The organism is Tunturiibacter empetritectus (assembly GCF_014201375.1).
GTDB lineage: Bacteria > Acidobacteriota > Terriglobia > Terriglobales > Acidobacteriaceae > Edaphobacter > Edaphobacter lichenicola_D.
In genome coordinates, this window is record NZ_JACHDZ010000001.1 from 385,538 (window position 1) to 403,614 (window position 18,077).

Genomic DNA, 18,077 nt, shown 5'->3' on the forward strand with positions numbered 1-18,077 from the left:
CGAGCATGTCACTGACTGCACTCATCATCGATGACGAACCTCTGGCCCGGCAGGAGCTGCAGTATCTGCTGGAGCGCGCGGGCGGGGTTGAGGTTCTGGCACAGGGAACCAACGGGATCGAAGCGGTCGAGCTGATTCGTACACATAAGCCGGATCTGGTGTTCCTGGATGTGCAGATGCCTGGTCTTGACGGCTTTGGCGTGCTGAAGAAGCTGCTGGACCGAAAGGTTCCGATGCCTCAGGTGGTGTTTGCGACTGCGTTCAACCAGTATGCGGTGCGTGCGTTCGAGGTGAATGCCATCGACTATCTGCTGAAGCCCTTTGATCGAAAGCGGGTGATGCAGACGATCGAGAAAGCACAGGCCCGACGGATCGCTCCGCCGGAGTCGGCTGGCCTGGCGCTCGAGACCGGGGCCAAGCTGGATGCGCTGCTGCGGCTGGTCGAGGAGCAGACGCAGGCGCCGAAGGCCAGCTCCGGCAAGGTGATTGTCCGGGCGCAGAGCCGGTTGTTGCTGGTGGATCAGCGCGAGATCTGTTTTGCCTCGATCGAGGAGGGCACGATCAGCGTGGTGACGAAAGCGGTGGAAGGGCACTCAAACTGCAGGACGCTCGAGGAGCTGATGGACCAGCTCGATCCGGAGACGTTCTGGAGGGCGCACCGGTCGTATGTGGTGAATATTCAGCACATACGGGAGGTTGTGCCGTGGTTCAAGTCCAGCTATCAGCTGCGGATGGACGACGCCCAGAAGACGGAGATTCCGGTGAGCCGGGCACAAACGAAGCGGCTGCGGGAGCTGTTCAATTTGTAGGGGTACTAACCCCCCCCCTATTACCGGCTTATAAGTCTTTTGTTTTAAGTGGTTTACGTGACATATGAGCCTCTAAAAAACTCATTCTAAAGGAGTTCCTTGCAGAATCCTGCAAACAAAGGGGTTAGCATTCTTTTTGGTTAAGCAAAAGCCACGCATCAGGCGGGCCTCGTTGCCTCTCTTTTCATTATAGAGCTTTGGCGATAACTAATACGCCATGTGCATCTTGTTGTATTTGCTTGGTTTAGGTGGTTGTGGGGCTTGACAGAATCTTGACAGGTTGAGGAGAACAGGCAACAACAAAGGCAACGGCAATATTTTGTCGCTTCGCCCCGTTGGCGTTGCTCCAGCCTTCGACAGAGAGGTTGCCTCTTGCGCGGCTCGGGTTGGACGCGGGGCTGAAGCCCGGCTCTATCACAAAGGCGAATAGCAAAGGCAAAAGGCAAAAACAGATCCCTACGGGATGACAACAAAAGGACAAGCAAGGACAACTACAAAGACGGGAGATCTTCGACTGCGTTGCTCAAAAAGCGTGAGCAACCGTTGTTGCGGGAGTTGGTTTGAGGACCAACTCCCGCATCGGGAAGAGAGCGGTTTTTATTTTTCTTTTGATTTGGAGGCTGAGCCCTGGACGATGAGGTCGTTGTCGACGCTGAAGGCGCCGGGGGCTGAGTTGGCCTGCATTCCGGCGATGGAGGAGTCCATCTGGTTGAGGACGACGCCGTAGAGGGTGACGTTGCCGTTCTTCACGATGATGTGAATGGCGTGGTAGCCGATGGGCGGGGTGTTCGTAATGCCGCCGGCGGCGAGTGCGATTCCTGCTCCGGGTCCGATGGCGCGGCCGATGTTGCCCTGATTGGCGTTATATTTGCGCAGCGAAGGCTGGGTGTAGATGCGGTTGTAGACGGCGGCGCGGATGCGGTCGTCCATGGGCGAGTAGGGAAGGACTTCGATCTGATTGTCGACGGAGTCTATGCCCGGGATGTTCTTGACGGCGTTTTCGGCGTCGCTTTTGAGAACGGGGCGGGAGGCGTAGCCCTTGAGGACGAGGACTTTGCCGTGAATGCCAAAGGTGAGCCAGTCGAAGACTCCGAGGTTGGAGAGGCCGCCAAGCTTTTTCTGTACCTCCTGGACGATGCGGAGGGTATCTTCCTGCGACCAGGTGGGGCCGGGTGTGGGTTCCTGGGCGATAACTGTAGGGGCAGAAAGAGTGAAGACAAGAGATGCGGCAAGGGCCGGGAACACGCGACGGGTTAGGCGGGTCATCTGTTTTCTCTCCGGTTGTTATGAATTTAGGCTTCCGGCAAAAAGATACGCTATGGGGGGAGTGGAGTCCAGAGGCTGGCGTCGATTTGAGGTGCCGATTTGAGGCTTAGGGTATCAGTTCTGAGGCCATCGGCGGCGAGGAGTGAGGTTTACGGGTTGTGGTGATGGTGCGGGTTGAAGTCGAAGACGTAGACGGCGCCGAGGGTGGTGGCCTTGGGACGGATGCTGCCTGAGGGAACGGCAGGAGTGTTCCAGTGCTGGTACTGGAAGTCGACTTTGACGGCGAGGTGATGGGTGAGGCTGTAGTCGAGGCCGACTCCGGGGGAGAGGACGAGGGTGTTGGAGTTGAGGTAGCGGAAGTTGCCGAAGATATAGCCGCCCCTGAGGTAGTCGATTGCGCCGCGGCCGATGAGGAAGTCCGCGTAGGGGTGGAAGCGTCCGAGGGGATACTCGACCTTGGGGCCGAGGAGGAAGTTTTTCTGGCTGCTGATGGTGCCTTCGTCGATGGGATAAGAGCCGCGGATCTCGGCGGCGGGCCGAAAGCGGCGGAAGGCGAGGATCGTAATGTCGACGCCGGCGGTGATGTCGAGATTTTTTCCTCCCGCGAGGTTGGTGAAGGTGCCGGTGGCTCCGGCGAAGGTGTAGAGCTGAAGCTGTTGGGTCGCGGTGGGGGTGCTTTGTGCGAGTGCGTTGGGGGCCGGGTAGGTGAGGGGGAGCGCGGCAGACAGGATCAACCGGGTCAATGACTTTTTGAACTTCATTCGATCCTCTGATCTCTCTTCCTCTAACGCAATGCTTCTCTCTTCTCTAACGCAACGCCCAGTGCTGAATGCTGGGTGGCTTACTGAGGTAAGCGGGGAGTTCGAGATCTCCCCTGTAGGGAGTTATCGGCCTGTTTGCCGCAATGCTTACTTCTCTTCTGTGCCATACTTTGGCTGATGGGACGATGGGGTGGGCGGGTGGTTCGATTGCTGGTGGCGCTGGCGGTTGCGGCGGGAGCGCTGTGGGTAGGGGATTGGGCGGTGCTGCGGGTGCGCGTCTCGCATGGGACGGCTTACCGGGTGGTGCAGGTGAACCAGTTTCTGGCTACTCCGCTGAAGGGCAGTAAGGTGGAGTACGACTATATGGGCGCGGTGCCGGTGACGTGCAGCCGGTCTATCTTTCCGCAGCAGGGGAATCCGGCGTGCTGGTGGCTGGAGCGGCATAGCTCGCAGTGGGAGTGATGGCCCGCTGCGGCGCGTGCGGCTAGAGTGGGACGAAAGGCAGTCTGGCGGTTGGTGCGATGATTTTGGTTGCGGGTGGTAAGGAGGCGAGAGTATGGTGTCGCCATGCTGGGTGGACGAAGTTGGGAGAGCTGGATTGCAGAGTACTCGGAGAGCCATCAGCATCCGCTGAACAGGCTGACGCATACGTTTGGGATACCGATTATTATGTTGTCGCTGCCAGTGCTGGTGGCGACGATTGTGTGGCACCGATTGCTGTGGGTGGGAGTCGGGCTGTTCTGCTTTGGGTGGCTGCTGCAGTTTGTAGGGCATGCGATTGAAGGGAAGCCGCCGGAGTTTCTGAAGGACTGGCGATTTCTACTGGTGGGGTCGCGATGGTGGGCAGCGAAGATGCGTGGGAAGCCCTAGGCCAAAAGGCAACTGGTGGTGTGACAAATTATTTATAGACAAGATGAAGCGCTACCTGGCAAAGACATCTGCCGGCCTGACGGGCGGCTAGGTCAGCGGATTCGTCTGCTCTTTCGATTTGGAAGATGAACACGTGATGGCAATCGGCGAGCATTTGTCGTAGATTTCGTGCAACTTACGGGTAATTTCCTGTTGCTCCAAACTTGCCTAAAGTCATGATTACCAAAGGGTCATGTGTGCCATCTTGCGATCTCTGGCGTTTTCCTCCCCGACTTTGGAGCCACGTCGCAACCTTATCTCCGCTGAGTTCCTGAGGTAAACATGCTCGCTCCTGTTCGATTTGATAGAAACTTTTTCTGCCGTTTCGGTGATCTGATCTTCCCAACTTGTGCACGTCGCGAGGGACGGCCGCGGCTTACCGCGATGCTATGCTTCTGCTTCGCGCTTCTATTCTCTGGTGTAGCTGCGAGTTGCGCTTACGCGTCACCTGTGACACTGCCGGGGGTGACGGCGGTTGGAAGTACGTCCGCGGTTCAGACGGTCTCCGTTGTGGTGACGGCGATTGGTCAGTTAGGCAAGGTGAGCGCGCTAACCGGGGGAGTTGCCAATCTTGATTTTGCTATTTCGGGAGCTGGCACCTGTTTGACAGGGAGCACGCTGGTTGTGGGTCAGACGTGCAGCTTCCCGGTTACGTTCAGTCCGAAATATCCTGGACAACATATAGGTGCGGTTGCTCTATTTGATACGTCGGGATTGCCGCTGGGAGATACGTGGCTGGTGGCAACGGGTGGCGGGCCGCTCGCGTTGTTCGTTCCGGGCATCATCAGTACGGTCGCCGGCGATGTGTCGTGGATCTACCGTGGAGACGGGCAGCCGGCTACCGCTTCTCCGATCTTTCTTCCATTCGGAGTGGCGGTGGATCCGGCTGGAAATATGTTCATTGCCGATTCGAGCAACAATCGCATTCGGCGGGTGGATGCGGCCTCACAGCTGATGTCGACGTATGCCGGGAACGGGAGTGCCGGTAACAGCGGTGACGGAGGGCTGGCGACGCTGGCTTCTGTGAGCCTGCCGACTTCGGTTGCACTTGACGGTGCGGGCAATCTTTACTTTGCCGATAGCAATAATCATGCGATTCGTAGGGTGACAGCGGCTACGGGAGTGATCACGACGGTAGCGGGCGTGCTGGGGACACAGGGGTACTCGGGAGACGGCGGGCTCGCGATTCTTGCTCGTCTGGATACGCCTGATTCAGTTGCGATCGATCCGGTGAAAGGCTATCTCTATATTGCGGACAGTGGAAACAATGTGATCCGGCGCGTGGATCTCTCGACCGGGATTATCTCTGTGTTTGCGGGGAACCATACCGCAGCTTATGCAGGGGATGGAGGACCGGCGGTAGGCGCGAGCCTGAACGGACCGTGGGGTGTGACGGTTGGTCCTGATGGGCAGGTTTACATTGCCGATCAGAACAATCACAGCGTGCGCACGGTCGCGCTCAATGGGACGATTTCGACCATTGCGGGGAATGGAACTTCGGGGTTTGCCGGCGATGGCGGGCCAGCGAGCGCTGCTGTGCTGGATAGTCCGGCGGCGACGGCGATCGACGCGGCAGGAAATATTTATATTGCCGATGCAGGCAACAACAGGGTTCGTAAGGTGAATGCTGTTACAAGTGAGATCGATACTGTAGTCGGTAGCAATCAGGAATCTTTTAGTGGCGACGGTGGGCCTGCGAATGCGGCGGGCATGTATGGTCCCTATGGAATGGCGCTCGATGGATCGGGGAATCTTTATGTCAGCGACGTGTTCCACAATCGGATACGCCTGGTTAAGAGCATCAACGCGGTCTTAAATTTTCCGACGATCCGGGTACAGCGCGTTTCGGCCACACAGGATGAAGAGCTGGAAAATGATGGGAACGCGCCGCTGAATATCTCCAGTCTGAATCCGGGTGTAAATACGCAGCTGGATCCTGTTGCTACTACCTGCTCGACCAGCGTGGCGATGGCTTCGGCTTTGAATTGCATTATCGGCGCTCAGTTTGCGCCGACGGTGATTGGCAACACGGTAACTGGAACGATTATTGTTACGTCGGATTCGCCGACCAGTCCGCAGACGATCACTCTCAGCGGTAAGGTTTTGACGCTTGATCCATCGACTATCACGTTGAACACAAGCGGCTCTCCCTCGGCCACGGGGGCGCTTGTTACGTTCACTGTCGCGGTGACGAGCACTGGAGTGACACCGACCGGCATTGTTACTTTTCTTGATGGGGCGGCGACGATTGGGACCGCTACGCTCAATAGCGCCGGCGTGGCGCTGTTTCCAACACAAAGCCTCGCGAGTGGGACTCACATCATTACGGCGAGCTATGCGGGCGATTCGAATACCGCGCCGGGAACGTCTACCTCAGTAACTCAGATTGTCAAGGATGGGACGTCGGTTGCGCTGTCGTCGAGTCTCAATCCTTCGTCTCCGCAGGTCAGCGTGACTTTTTCGGCGCTTGTTGCGGGGACATCGGGGATTCCTACTGGGAGCGTCAGGTTTCTCGACGGGGGAGTTCTCCTGGGAACGGTCAATCTGAATGCAACCGGAGCGGCTAGCTTTAGTACGTCCTCGCTGAGCGTTGCGACACACCACATAACGGCGAGCTACAGTGGCGATGCCAATTCGATCGCGAGTACTTCGCCCACGCTCAATCAGATCGTGGTTGCTTCTTCGACTGCGACCACTCTTATCACCAGTAATCCGGATGTCTCTTATGGAACCGCTGTTACTTTTTCGGCGAGTGTGACGGGAAGCGGATCTGTAACGCCGACGGGCACAGTCTCGTTTCAGGAGGGCACTACGGTTCTGGGTACGTTGACCCTGGACATTCATGGAGCGGCTGCCCTTACTCTTTCGACCTTGTCTGTTGGGTCGCACTCGATTCGCGCCGTGTACGGGGGCGATGCGAACAATGCCGCAAGCAACTCCACGTCAGTGCAGGAGACCATCGAGCAAATTACCACCACGACGGCGGTCACTTCCAACGCAAGTACTGCGCCTGCGGGATCGAGTATTCAACTGACTGCGACGATCACGCCGGCGTCGTCAGTACCATCGAGCCCGATCACTGGAACCGTGACGTTTATGGATGGAACGACGACTCTCGGCGCAGCGACGGTTACCGGAGGTACGGTGACGATCACTCTGAACTCGCTGTCGGTCGGGCAGCACTCGATTTTTGCGATCTACGGCGGGTCTTCCATCTATGCCGGAAGTATCTCCTCTACGATCGTGCAGAAGGTACAGCAGGCGGTTACGTCGGGCACGCTGATTGCGTCTGCCAACCCTTCGATCGCGGGAAAGAGTGACACGCTCACGGTTTCGATCACGAGCAATGGAGGCGTTCCTACGGGCGTCGTGACCTTTATGGATGGTGCGACGGTGCTTGGTACGGCGGCGCTGAATGCGCAGGGTATCGCGAGCTTTACGGTGCCTTCTTTTTCCACTGGGACTCACTCGCTCACTGCCGTCTACGGAGGAGATAACAACAACCTGGGCACGACGCCTGCATTGACTCTGAACGTTCAACAGGCGACGACGGGAGTTGTGCTTTCGACTTCGGGAAGTCCGTCAACGGCGGGGTTGCCGGTTACTTTGAGCGCGACTGTCACGGGCAATGGATCCGCTCCGACGGGGTCGGTTACTTTTTATGACGGCACGGCCGCTCTTGGTACGAGTCCGATCAACGCTGCGGGACTTGGCACGATTTCGCTGTCCTCTCTCACGGTCGGTTCTCATTCCCTGACCGCTGCGTACTCCGGAGATACCTATAACGGAACAAGTACGTCGCCTGCGATTACGCAGGTTGTCGTGAAGGCAACGACGACCACGACTCTGACGGCGAGCGCTTCGACGACACCGGTTGGCGCTCCGGTGACGTTCACTGCCACGGTGGCGGGTAGTTCGGGCGCGTTAGGTGGAACCGTGCAGTTCATGGATGGTTCGACGGTGATCGGCAGTCCTTCGCTGACGGCTAACGGAACTGCGGTGCTGAGTATCTCGACGCTGATTGTCGGACAGCACATTATTACTGCGGTTTATCTTGGCGATACGAATGATTCCGGTAGTACTTCGGCGAGCTTGACCCATATTGTTTCTCCGGTCACCGGGGTGGCGCTTGCCTCGAGTCAGAATCCGGTAAGCGCCGGCGCCAATGTGACGTTCACTGCGGCGGTTGGGGGCTCGGAGCCTGCGCCGACCGGGGTTGTTACCTTCCATGACGGATCTGCGACTTTAGCTGCGATCACGCTGAATGCGGCGGGCGTTGCGATTTTCAACACTACGAGCCTGGCTTTGGGGACGCACTTGATTACTGCGTCGTATGGTGGAGACGCCAATAATAATGCGGCTCTATCCTCGACGTTAAGCGAGTTGGTGCAGCGCGCGACCACACAAACTTCGATGGCGGTCAGCGCGGTCACCTCGACGGTGAACTCGACAGAGACTTTGACTGTCACGGTTACAGGCTCGGGCGGTATCCCCGGTGGACAGGTTACGTTCCTTGACGGCACCAACGTTATCGGGACGGCGAACCTTAGCGCAAACGGTTCTGCAAGCCTATCTGTCTCGAATCTTTCTCTTGGCCAACACACGCTGTCGGCTAGTTACAGCGGAGACACGAACGATGCGCCTTCGTCGTCTCCGCCGCAGACAATCATGGTGAACAAAGGTGTGCCAGGTCTTACTCTGGTTTCAAGCAGCAACCCTTCGGTAGCCGGGCTTCAGGTTGTCTTTACAGCCAACCTTAGCGGGACTACTGTTGCTCCGACCGGCAGCGTTACGTTTACCGATGGCACTGCGGGGCTTGGTTCTTCGCCAATCGCAGCGAATGGCAGCGCAAACTTCTCGACCACCAGTCTCTCGGTGGGACAGCATACGATCGTGGCGACTTACACAGGCGATGCCAATAACAGTGCTGCCAGTTCGCCCGGTCTTCTGGAGACGATTCAACCGTCGACGAGCGCGGTCACGCTGAGTAGCAACAACAATCCAGCGCTGATTGGAGCTGCGGTTACGTTTGCGATGACGGTGAGTGGGACGGGATCTCAACCAACCGGCACAGTGATCCTCCGCGACGGAGCGAACAGCATCGGTACGAGTGGGGTCGACGCGAACGGGCTGACTACTCTCAGTGTCTCGAATTTATCGATTGGGGCGCATACGCTGATTGCGACCTATAACGGCGATTCGAGTCATCCTGGTAGCGTGTCGGGTCCTCTTCTTCAGACGATCCTGCAGCCGACTGCCAGCACTCTGGTTTCGAGCAGCAATCCCTCTTTGTCGGGCACCTCGGTGACGTTTACGACCGTGGTCTCGGGCAGCGGAGGCTCGCCGGTTACTGGTACTGTCGCGTTCCGTGATGGGACTGCGGTTCTCGGGACGAGCATCGTGGGGGCGTCGGGTACTTCGACGTTTACGACGAATGCTCTGAGCCCAGGGCAACACTCGATTGTTGCGACTTACAGTGGCGACAGCGTGAGCCGGACGAGCAGCAGTCCGGTGCTGGTCCAGACGGTGCAGAACAGTGGCACGACAACTGTGCTGACTACCTCGGGCACGCCGTCGATTGCGGGCGCTCCTCTCACTCTTACCGCACAGGTGACTGGAAAGGGCGCGGCTCCCGCGGGTCCGGTGAGCTTCGAAGATGGGACTACGGTTATCGGGACTGCTTCGGTGGGAGTCAATGGCATTGCGACTCTTACGACATCTTCGCTTGCTGCCGGTCAGCATATTCTGCTCGCAATCTACGAAGGCGACAGCAATACTTTGACCAGCACCTCTAATCCTGTGTTGCAAAACATCGAACAGCGCACCGTCGTCACGCTCACTGCGGTTAGTAGTCTGGGTACAATCAGCGGGACGAGTACGGGAGCTGCTCTGATTGGCAATCCGATTACGTTTACTGCTTCGGTGACTGGCAGCAGCGCGAACCCACCCACGGGGCTGGTCACCTTGTCTGATGGTTCCACTATTCTGGGGACGGCGAGTGTTAACAGCTCCGGGGTTGCGACATTCAGTGTTTCAACGCTTGCTCTTGGGCCACACACTTTGACTGCGACTTATGCCGGGGATACGCAAAACTTTCCGGGCACCTCGCCGGCGCTGACGGAAGTGGTGCAGCTGCACACTTCCATGAACACGTTGACGATCTCTTCGAGCCCCGTCATAGAGAATCAACCGTTTACTCTTGTTGCGACCTTGCAGGGAGATGCTGCTGTGCCGCCTTCTGGTACGGTGGTCTTCAGCTCGGGAGGCAAAACGCTTGGTAGTGCGACTCTGAACGCGTCGGGCATCGCTACTCTGACTACCAGCCTGGGGTTGGGGACCTACACTCCGATCGCTACTTATCAGGGAGACTCGCAGTATCTGGGGTCGGTGTCGAGTGCTGTGTCTTTGACGGTGATTCAGGCGACTAATTTCACGATTACTTTGAATCCTCCGACGATGCAGTTGAAGACCACGCAGCACAACACGATCCAGTTGACGCTGACCTCGATTCAGAACTTCACGGATGTCTTGTCGCTTGGGTGTGTGGGCCTGCCGCGAGCGGCGACCTGCACGTTTACTTCTGACCAGGTGTCACTCGATGCGAACGGGCACCAGACGATCAGCCTGACGATTGATACAGGCTCGCCGCTGACTGCGGGGAGTGTTGCAAAAGTAGACGAACCGTCTGGTAGCCGGATTGCGCTGTGCTTCCTGCCGGGCGGGCTCATCCTCGGGTTGTCGCTGCTGCGTTCGCGACGTGCCGGTAAGCTTCTGAGCGGAGTTTTGCTCGCGCTGCTCTTTACTGGGGCGATGGCAATCACGGGCTGCGGCGGACTCGATGTGCATGGAACTCCTGCAGGGACCTACGTCTTCAATGTGACTGCTATCGGCGCCAAGACGGCGGTGACACAGTCTGCTCCGATGACTTTGACGGTGACCCAGTGATCGATCGGTCTGGTTCACGGCATCTCCAGAGATCGTTGCGGAAGCTTGTTGTACTGCTATTGCTTGCCGCTGCAACGTCGACTCTTTATGCCCAGGCGCTGCCGACGGCTACGGGGCCTGGGCCGCGGTGGATGGCTGGCGGGACGTACTCCTTCTTTGCGGCAGACTATGGCAAGCGTAACCTTGGCGGCGGGTCTGGCTTTGTCGATTACGCTCGTTCGGAGAGGATCAGCTACGAGGCTGAGGTTCGTTTTCTTACGATCAATGAGGAGGTTGGTACGCATCAGTCGACTTATCTGATCGGAGGAAAGTTTCCGTACCGCAGGCGGTGGATGACCGCATACGGAAAGGTTCTGATCGGGGATGGGCGCTTTCATTTTCCCTACGGCTACGCGGACGGCAGTTATTTTGTGCTTGCTCCGGGCGGCGGTGTCGATCTGGCGCTTGGAAGCAGCCGGTACAGCATTCGGCTTGTCGACTTCGAATATCAGTGGTGGCTCAATTTCCCATTCGGCACGTTGCGGCCATATGGAGCTAGCACTGGGATCGCTGTTCACTTTCATTAGCTCTACGTCATCGGTGTGTGTTCTGCGCAAGATAATGCGACGAGCTTCATCTTGCGGGGCGCTCTTTCAGGATGTAGGGAATTGCGAAGCGGCCGATTTGAAGGATTGAGTTGTTTGAGGGCGGCCAGATGCGAAAGGACTCTACACGTGATCGCGTTGCCAGACGATGAGCTGTGACGGTGCCTTGTTCTTTCCCCGTTACTGCTTCGTAGAACTTGACGACGAGGTCGTCTTCACCACGTTGCCATCCGATGACGTAGTTGCCGGCGGCGAGTGAGATGTCTCCGAAGATGATGGGGGACTGGACTAAAAGGTAGTGAGAGTATTTTCCGTCGGCGGAGTACCCGGCTGTGATGAGAACAACCCCTGCGATGATCTTCCCGTGCGCGTCGATGATGCCGGAAGCGGTGCGCATCTCTGTTTCGATACGCTCCTTCTCGACTGGTGCGCGGGCGGGCAAGACAGCCTGTAGTTCTGAGGGAGTCGCGGCGCGCCAGGAAGACTTTGTTTGAGAGAAGACAAAAGAGGAAAAGCTGAGACATAGTAGGAGCGCTAAGAGAGAGGACTTCATCGGATGTTGTCTCATTTGAGATGTACGATACCTCGCTGGAGAGCTACGGTCGCGGCGTGAGTGCGATCGCTGACGCCGAGTTTGCCGAGCAGGCTGTTGATGTGTGACTTGACCGTGGCTTCGCTGATCTTCAAGTCGGAGGCGATCTCTTTGTTGGCGCGGCCGGCTACGATGCGCTCGAGGACCTTCAGCTCGCGATTGGTAAGAGCTTGCGTACTCATCCGTTCGGCGAGTTTCTCTGCGATGGCTGGGGAGATCAGCGTTCTTCCGCTGTGAACTGCCTGGATGGTTGAGAGGAGTTCGTCAACGGTCATTCCTTTGAGGAGGTAGGCCTTTGCGCCGGCCTGGAGGGAGCGGAAGATATCTTCGTCTCCGTCAAAAGTAGTGAGGACGATGAATCTTGCGGCGGAGTCTTCGGCACGAATCTTCAGAATGGCATCGACTCCGCCGAGATTGGGAAGCTGCAGATCCATCAGCGTGATGTCGGGTTTTAGGGTGCGATGGAGCTCGACTGCCTGGACTCCGTCGCTGGCTTCGCCAACGACTTCGATGTTGGGCATGATGCTGAGCAGAGCAACGAGGCCCTGCCGTACGACGTGATGGTCATCTACTACAAGGATTCGAATGCGTTCAGCCATGGGTTGCTGTCTCTTTTCCTTCTGCGATGGGCGCCTCGAGGATGACGGTTGTGCCATTTTGCGGAGAGCTGTTTATCGTCAGTTGAGCATGAATTTGAGCTGCGCGTTCGTGCATGCCTTTTATGCCAAAGTGTCCGTTTGAGGGGAGATCCCCATTGAGGAGCGAAAATCCGCTGCCGTTGTCGGCGATGCTTAATGTTAATCGAGTTGAATTGTAGTTGAGCTCCGCGGATACCTGAGTCGCGTTTGCGTGGCGTGCGGCATTTGCCAGAGACTCCTGGGCGATGCGAAAGACCTCGTCTTCAAAAGACTGGGCGAGAGGCCGGTAGGTGCCGGAGATGTTGAGGCGGGTGTTGAGTTTCTTGTGGTTCCACTGTTCTGCAAGCTGTGTGAGCCGGGTGGGCAGGCTGTTCTGCGCCGTAATCGCGCGAAGATTCCAGATGCTGCGACGAGCGTCGGCAAGCCCCTCCCTGACGTAAGTTCTGGTGCGGTCAATCTGCTGGCTGGCCGCGGAGACTTGCGAGTGGGCCAGCAGTTGAGAGGTGAGTTCGAGTTGCACGGAGACACCGACGAAGCTTTGGGCCAGGGTGTCGTGAATCTCGCGGGCCATGCGGTTTCTCTCAGCAAGAACTGCATGGAACTGCAATTCAAGTCGTCGAACGCGGAGGCGGTAGAGGAGGAGTGCGATGGTGGTGATTAGAAGAAGAAGCAGCAGGAGAAACCAGAGGGTGCGATAGAAGGGGGGACGCACCGAGAAGGCAATCTGTGCGCCGGTTTCGTTCCATACGCCATCGTTGTTTGCTGCCTGCACGCGAAAGCGATAGTGGCGCGGAGGGAGGTTGGTGTAGTAGGCGATACGGCGTGAACCGGCTTCGGTCCATTGCTTGTCGAATCCCTCGAGGATGTAGCGGTAGCGGATCTTAGCGGGAGCTACGTAACTGAGGCCGGCGTATTCGAACGCAAACCTGGTGTGGCCGGGGGTGATATTGTTCTTTGTTGCTTGCAGTGGAATGTTGACGCCGTCTACCGTGAATTGTTCGAGGACGACTGGAGGAGGAATGAGGTTCTCTATGAGGTGGCTGGGATCGGTGACGACGACCCCTTTGCGGGTGGCGAACAGGAGTAGTCCTTCTGTGGTTTTCCACGTAGAGGGATGACCTGCGCCGAAGGCTTCCTCGGTTGGCATGCCATCGGCGCGGCCATACGAGACGGGATGAGGGTCGCAGGTTGACGACGAACCGCATTTGATAAGAGCTGAAGCTGAGACGCGCGTGATGCCTCGACCTGAAGTTAGCCAGAGGTCGCCTCGGTTGTCTTCGAGGATGGAGTCGATGGTCTGGGGTAGATCGTCTCGATGCAGCGACGTGAAGTCCGTGGTGGACATGACGCTGAGTCCCGCGGCTTTGGTTCCGATCCACAGTGTGCCGTGTGGGTCTTCTGCGAGAGAGGTGATGGTGTTGCCGGAGAGCCCATCTTTTGTGGTGAAGGTGGTGATGGTGCTGCCTCGAAGGCGCGAGAGTCCATTGAGGGTTCCGATCCAAAGATCATGTTCGGGGGAGGCATGAGAGCGGAGAAGAGCGCCTACAAGGTCACTTCCTAGACCGTCCGATTCGGTGAGAGTGACGAACTGATTGTTCTGCCAGTGCGCAAGGCCGCGGCGGGTGCCGATCCAGAGTGCACCGTCATCGTCGCTCAGGAGAGAACGAACGAGGTCGTCAGGTAGCCCGTCGGCAGAGGTGTAGGTTCGGACCTTCGCGCCGTTGATGTTGTTCAGGCCATCTGGGGTACCGACCCACATGCTACCGTTTTCTCCTGGGGCTAAGGCCAGGATCGTTTCGCTGAGAAGGCCGGTGTGGGTGGAAAGATGCTGAACGTTTCCCGCTTGCCAGCGGTCGAGGCCGTCGCTGCTCGTGCCTGCCCATAGAGCGCCGTCCGATGCCTGTGTGATGGCTGTAACGGGGAGATCGGAGAGGGCAGGAATGGCGCGGAAGTTTTTGCGCCTCAGGATTTGGAGGCCGCTGGTCTCGGTTCCTACCCAGAGATTGCCCTCTTCATCCTGCATGAGGGAGAGGATGCTGTCGGAGCTGAAGGCCGGGACGGGTTGTGGATGGCTGTTGATTTTGTCGAGCGTGAAGAGCCCTTTGCTGGTGCCTATCCATAGTTGCCCTTGCGAGTCGACGAGAGAAGACTGGATGCGTGCAGCTGGCAGGTCGCGGCCTATCGGAAGAGTGTGGTTCTGGCCATTTTGCAGGACTGTGATGCTGGTTCCGGTGCGCAACCAGAGGCTGCGGTCGGGGAAGAATCCGATGCCTGTAACGTCTTTTTGCGTAGGGGTAGAGCTGAGTGGTTGAGGAAGAACTCGGCCGCTTTGATAGTGAAAGATTCCGGAGTTTGATGCGATCCAGACGCTGCCGTCAGGGGCCATGGCGATTGCAGATGGGGCGGCGGAGGGCGGAAGGGGGAGGGTGGTGAAATGCTGGCCGTCAAAGCTACCGAGGCCATCTGTGGTGAGAATCAGGAGTGTGCCATCTTCTGCTGCGGCGAGGTTGGTGATGCGGCTAGTGGGCAATCCATTCGCAGCGGAGTAACGGCGAAACGCTCCCGCCGAGTATTGAAGGAGACCGTCGGAGGTTGCGATCCAGAGTGGGTTGGTGTGACTCTGGGCAAAGCAGCAGATGTCGTCGCTGGTGATTTCGTCAGTGGTTTCGTGATTGAAGACTTTGAAGTCGATGCCGTTGAAGCGGGCTACCCCGCCTTCGGTTGCGATCCAGATGTAACCGTCGGTGGATTGGAAGACCTGATGGACGCTGTTTTGCGGGAGGCCGTTTTCTGTGGACCAGGATTGATAGCCGAAGTTATCCAGAGACTGCGAGTGGGCGGTGAGAGAGAGAGCGGCGATTCCGCATGAGATCCAGATGAGGGAAGAACACACGACGAGATGGAGGCGCGAGAGCAAGTTCATGCGGAGGGTCGATGAGTGCGAAGGCATGATGGCCGGGTCGCTTCAGCTTGGATGATACGTCTTCCTGATCCAGGAGTGGTTCTTGTTACTTTCTTTTGTCGCGGCAGGAGTGAAGGTAGGCGACGAGGTCATCTACTTCAGCTGTCTTCAGGATGTCGGCGAAAGATGGCATCTCGTGTCCACCCTGAACGATCTGCGTTCTGATCTGAATTTTGTTGAGCGTGCGTCCTACTCCGGAGAGATCGGGACCTTTTTCGCCGCCCACGTTGCGGATCGTGTGGCAGTGTTGACAGCCGTTATCTATAAACAATACTGCTCCGCGCTGCTTCGCGGACTCGGCGAATGCCGGGAGACAGGAAGCGGTTGCGAGGACAAAAAACAGTGCTGAGCGCAGCAAATTCATTGAGCAGATGTTCTGTTGTGGGCGGGCTCGGGGGCAAAATCTGTATGCGTGTGCCAGGGGACGGTCTCCGATGCGACTTCGTTGTGTTTGCGCAGAAACTCGAGCGCGTAGGTGCTGGCTGTGGGATCGTCTTTTTGATCTGCGAACATGGCGGCTTCGTGTGAGGCTTTTTCTTTCATGCCGAGACGGCGGTAGACGATGGAGAGAATGTAGTGGGCGGCGAGATCGTCGGGGTCGATGGATTGGAGCGTCTCATACTCCGCGCGAGCTTCGTCGTACTTGCGCTGCTGATAGAGGGAGAAGCCAAGCTCCCTGTGGGCGTCGCGTGAGTTTGGAAATTTTGCGATGACCTCGCGGAGATCGGCGATGGCGCTGTCGACCTGGCCCTGGTTCCGTTCGACTAATGCGAGGTAGTACAGCGCGCGCGAGTTGTGCGGGCTGAGAGCAAGAGCTTTGTTGAGGCTGACGCGGGAGGCTTCATAGCGCTCCCACTGGAAGTTGGCGACGGCGATGTTGGTGAAGGCGTCGGCGTAGTCGGGACGGAGGTGGGCGACCTGCTCGAAGGCGCGGACGCTCTCTGCGTACTGCTGCGCGTCCAGCAGGGCGATGCCGTAGTTGTTCCATCGCATCCAGAGTTTGTTGTCCTGAGGGTCGACCGCGGGGGGATTCTCGCCGAGGGTGAAGGTGCGTGTGCGCTCGGACATAGCAACGACCGGCATCTCGTAGTGCTTGCCCATTCCGAAGTCCATGAAGTGCTGATCGAATCGGCGATAGTTGACCCGTGCGGTGACGGTGAGGGGGCCGGTTGCGTCGGCGGGTACTTTGAATTGGTAGCGGACGAGCTGGGATCGGCCTGAAGCGATGGTGTTGTTGTAAGCCACAACGCGATTATCCCAGACCTGGTGGAGATCGTTGATGGTTCCTTTGGTGTTTACGAGGCGATTGGTGAAGCTGTGTGCGCGGGGGTCGAGGTCGCCATTGGGCTGGATCGCGCCGGAGTGCATCAGGGTGCGACCGGAGGCGTCCTCGGCTTCGAATTCGACCCAGCTCTCATACATGTCGCGCTGCTCGGGTACGTGGCTGTGTGCGATGCCTTTGTTCTGAATGATGATCGTGGCGGTGAGGAGGTCGCCGGGCGAGACGGTGAAGCTATCGTTGCCGAGAGGCGCGATGATCTTGCCACTGTTTTTCTCGAGGCCGAAGATATCGACGTTGAAGACGCCTGCTTTGAGGAAGGCTACGGTCTTCTCCATCTGGGTGTCGTAGTTGTAGAACTTGGGAAGGACGGTGTTCGCGCCTAGCCATCGGTGAGAGGCCAGCTTGCCCTCTTTCGCGCCAGAGTCGGAGGTGGTGAGATCTTCGCGGGTCATGTGGCAGGTCTGGCAGGTGGAGACTTGATCCTTTACGTAGAAGGGAAGCGGCGACTGTTTTGCGAAGGAGGAGAGCTGCCATTCGTCGGAGAGGAAGATTGCGCGCTGCCATTTGTAGTCGTTCAGTTGTTTTGGAAGAGCGGCCTTGTGACACGCAGCGCAAAAGTTGCTGGTGCGATAGAAGTCTTTCATGACGGCTTTGGAGTGGCGGTCGAGATGGGCGAGGATCTCCTTGTCGGAGACCTCGCCGTAGATGGGTTGACTGTTGTCGTCGAGCAGAGCTGCTGGCTGCGCGAGAACGTAGCTGCCTGTGCCGCGGGCGTCAACCTTCTGGATGGAGTGACAGACGGTGCAGGTGATTCCGTCTTCGTCGAACTTTCGATTTACTGGTGAGCCTTTGGTTAGTGCGCCTGAAACGAGGGCGATTGGATTGTGGCAGCCTTCGCAGTGGCGGGTATATTCAATGCCCTTTTCCGCGGTGAGCAGGTTTGTGTTTCGGATGTACCAGGGGGCGCGAAAGGAGTTGGCATGAGCGGACTGACGCCACTCGGCGTGCGCCTCCTGATGGCAGTGACTGCAGTATTTGGCAGTGGGGAAGGCTTTGGGGTTGATGAACTGGCCGGTGTCGGTGGTTGCATTCGACGGGAGGAAGGGCTGATCGGTGCCGAATCGAAAGTTGTAATGCTGTTTGACTGATTCGGTGTAAACCTCACGTTGCGTGGGGGTAGTGAGGGCGTCAGAGGCGTGGGTCCCGTCGCCTTTCAAGGCCAGGAAAAAGGAGGCGATTGCGCCGCACAGCACGGTACAGAAAAAAATGCGAACGATCCGGCTGTAAGGCAATTTCATAGCAATGGTGAATTCTATTGAAGCTGTACGA

12 protein-coding genes are annotated in these 18,077 nt (G+C 57.6%); 5 read left to right on the plus strand and 7 right to left on the minus strand.

All coding sequences use genetic code 11. The annotated features are described in order from the left end of the window. The first annotated feature begins 5 nt into the window (after positions 1–5). Positions 6–809, plus strand: a complete 804-nt coding sequence (locus tag HDF10_RS01760; RefSeq protein WP_183809887.1) for a LytR/AlgR family response regulator transcription factor — start codon at positions 6–8, stop codon at positions 807–809. A 597-nt stretch (positions 810–1,406) separates the two neighbouring features. Here the strand turns inward: HDF10_RS01760 and HDF10_RS01765 are convergent. Further along, a complete protein-coding gene (locus tag HDF10_RS01765) occupies positions 1,407–2,075 on the minus strand; it encodes a BON domain-containing protein (RefSeq protein WP_183809889.1) in 669 nt (222 codons plus the stop codon). A 149-nt stretch (positions 2,076–2,224) separates the two neighbouring features. Next, entirely contained in the window at positions 2,225–2,836 is a 612-nt protein-coding gene (locus HDF10_RS01770) for an outer membrane beta-barrel protein (protein WP_260177541.1), read from the minus strand. A gap of 135 nt (positions 2,837–2,971) precedes the next feature. On the opposite strand from HDF10_RS01770, the gene HDF10_RS01775 reads away from it, so the two are divergent. From HDF10_RS01775 to HDF10_RS01790, 4 genes are all read left to right on the plus strand, one after another. After that, positions 2,972–3,298 carry a hypothetical protein gene (locus HDF10_RS01775; RefSeq protein ID WP_260177542.1) on the plus strand — a complete coding sequence of 109 codons (327 nt, stop codon included), beginning with the start codon at positions 2,972–2,974 and terminating at the stop codon, positions 3,296–3,298. Between the two features lie 75 nt (positions 3,299–3,373). After that, positions 3,374–3,706: an Mpo1-like protein gene (locus HDF10_RS01780; RefSeq protein ID WP_221271359.1), complete on the plus strand. Its 333-nt coding sequence runs from the start codon at positions 3,374–3,376 to the stop codon at positions 3,704–3,706. A 489-nt stretch (positions 3,707–4,195) separates the two neighbouring features. Next, entirely contained in the window at positions 4,196–10,690 is a 6,495-nt protein-coding gene (locus tag HDF10_RS01785; protein ID WP_183809891.1) for an Ig-like domain repeat protein, read from the plus strand. A 35-nt stretch (positions 10,691–10,725) separates the two neighbouring features. Continuing rightward, entirely contained in the window at positions 10,726–11,256 is a 531-nt protein-coding gene (locus HDF10_RS01790) for a hypothetical protein (RefSeq protein WP_183809893.1), read from the plus strand. 46 nt (positions 11,257–11,302) lie between these two features. Here the strand turns inward: HDF10_RS01790 and HDF10_RS01795 are convergent, their stop codons facing one another. The 5 genes from HDF10_RS01795 to HDF10_RS01815 all read right to left on the minus strand — a co-directional run bounded on the left by HDF10_RS01795 (position 11,303) and on the right by HDF10_RS01815 (position 18,046). Next, entirely contained in the window at positions 11,303–11,671 is a 369-nt protein-coding gene (locus tag HDF10_RS01795) for a hypothetical protein (protein WP_260177543.1), read from the minus strand. A 167-nt stretch (positions 11,672–11,838) separates the two neighbouring features. After that, positions 11,839–12,465, minus strand: coding sequence for a response regulator (locus tag HDF10_RS01800; RefSeq protein ID WP_183809897.1), 627 nt, complete (start codon positions 12,463–12,465; stop codon positions 11,839–11,841). Continuing rightward, a complete protein-coding gene (locus HDF10_RS01805) occupies positions 12,458–15,427 on the minus strand; it encodes a sensor histidine kinase (RefSeq protein ID WP_183809899.1) in 2,970 nt (989 codons plus the stop codon). The genes HDF10_RS01800 and HDF10_RS01805 overlap by 8 nt, the downstream gene beginning before the upstream one ends. A gap of 85 nt (positions 15,428–15,512) precedes the next feature. After that, a complete protein-coding gene (locus HDF10_RS01810) occupies positions 15,513–15,830 on the minus strand; it encodes a c-type cytochrome (RefSeq protein WP_183809900.1) in 318 nt (105 codons plus the stop codon). After that, a complete protein-coding gene (locus HDF10_RS01815; protein ID WP_183809902.1) occupies positions 15,827–18,046 on the minus strand; it encodes a tetratricopeptide repeat protein in 2,220 nt (739 codons plus the stop codon). The genes HDF10_RS01810 and HDF10_RS01815 overlap by 4 nt, the downstream gene beginning before the upstream one ends. Positions 18,047–18,077: the final 31 nt, after the last annotated feature.

Excerpts from the sequence above, each read along its gene's own strand:
- HDF10_RS01760 (WP_183809887.1), top strand. The coding sequence starts at position 6 with ATGTCACTGACTGCACTCATCATCGATGACGAACCTCTGGCCCGGCAG.
- HDF10_RS01765 (WP_183809889.1), bottom strand. The coding sequence starts at position 2,075 with ATGACCCGCCTAACCCGTCGCGTGTTCCCGGCCCTTGCCGCATCTCTT.
- HDF10_RS01770 (WP_260177541.1), bottom strand. The coding sequence starts at position 2,836 with ATGAAGTTCAAAAAGTCATTGACCCGGTTGATCCTGTCTGCCGCGCTC.
- HDF10_RS01795 (WP_260177543.1), bottom strand. The coding sequence starts at position 11,671 with ATGCGCACCGCTTCCGGCATCATCGACGCGCACGGGAAGATCATCGCA.
- HDF10_RS01800 (WP_183809897.1), bottom strand. The coding sequence starts at position 12,465 with ATGGCTGAACGCATTCGAATCCTTGTAGTAGATGACCATCACGTCGTA.
- HDF10_RS01805 (WP_183809899.1), bottom strand. The coding sequence starts at position 15,427 with ATGAACTTGCTCTCGCGCCTCCATCTCGTCGTGTGTTCTTCCCTCATC.
- HDF10_RS01810 (WP_183809900.1), bottom strand. The coding sequence starts at position 15,830 with ATGAATTTGCTGCGCTCAGCACTGTTTTTTGTCCTCGCAACCGCTTCC.
- HDF10_RS01815 (WP_183809902.1), bottom strand. The coding sequence starts at position 18,046 with ATGAAATTGCCTTACAGCCGGATCGTTCGCATTTTTTTCTGTACCGTG.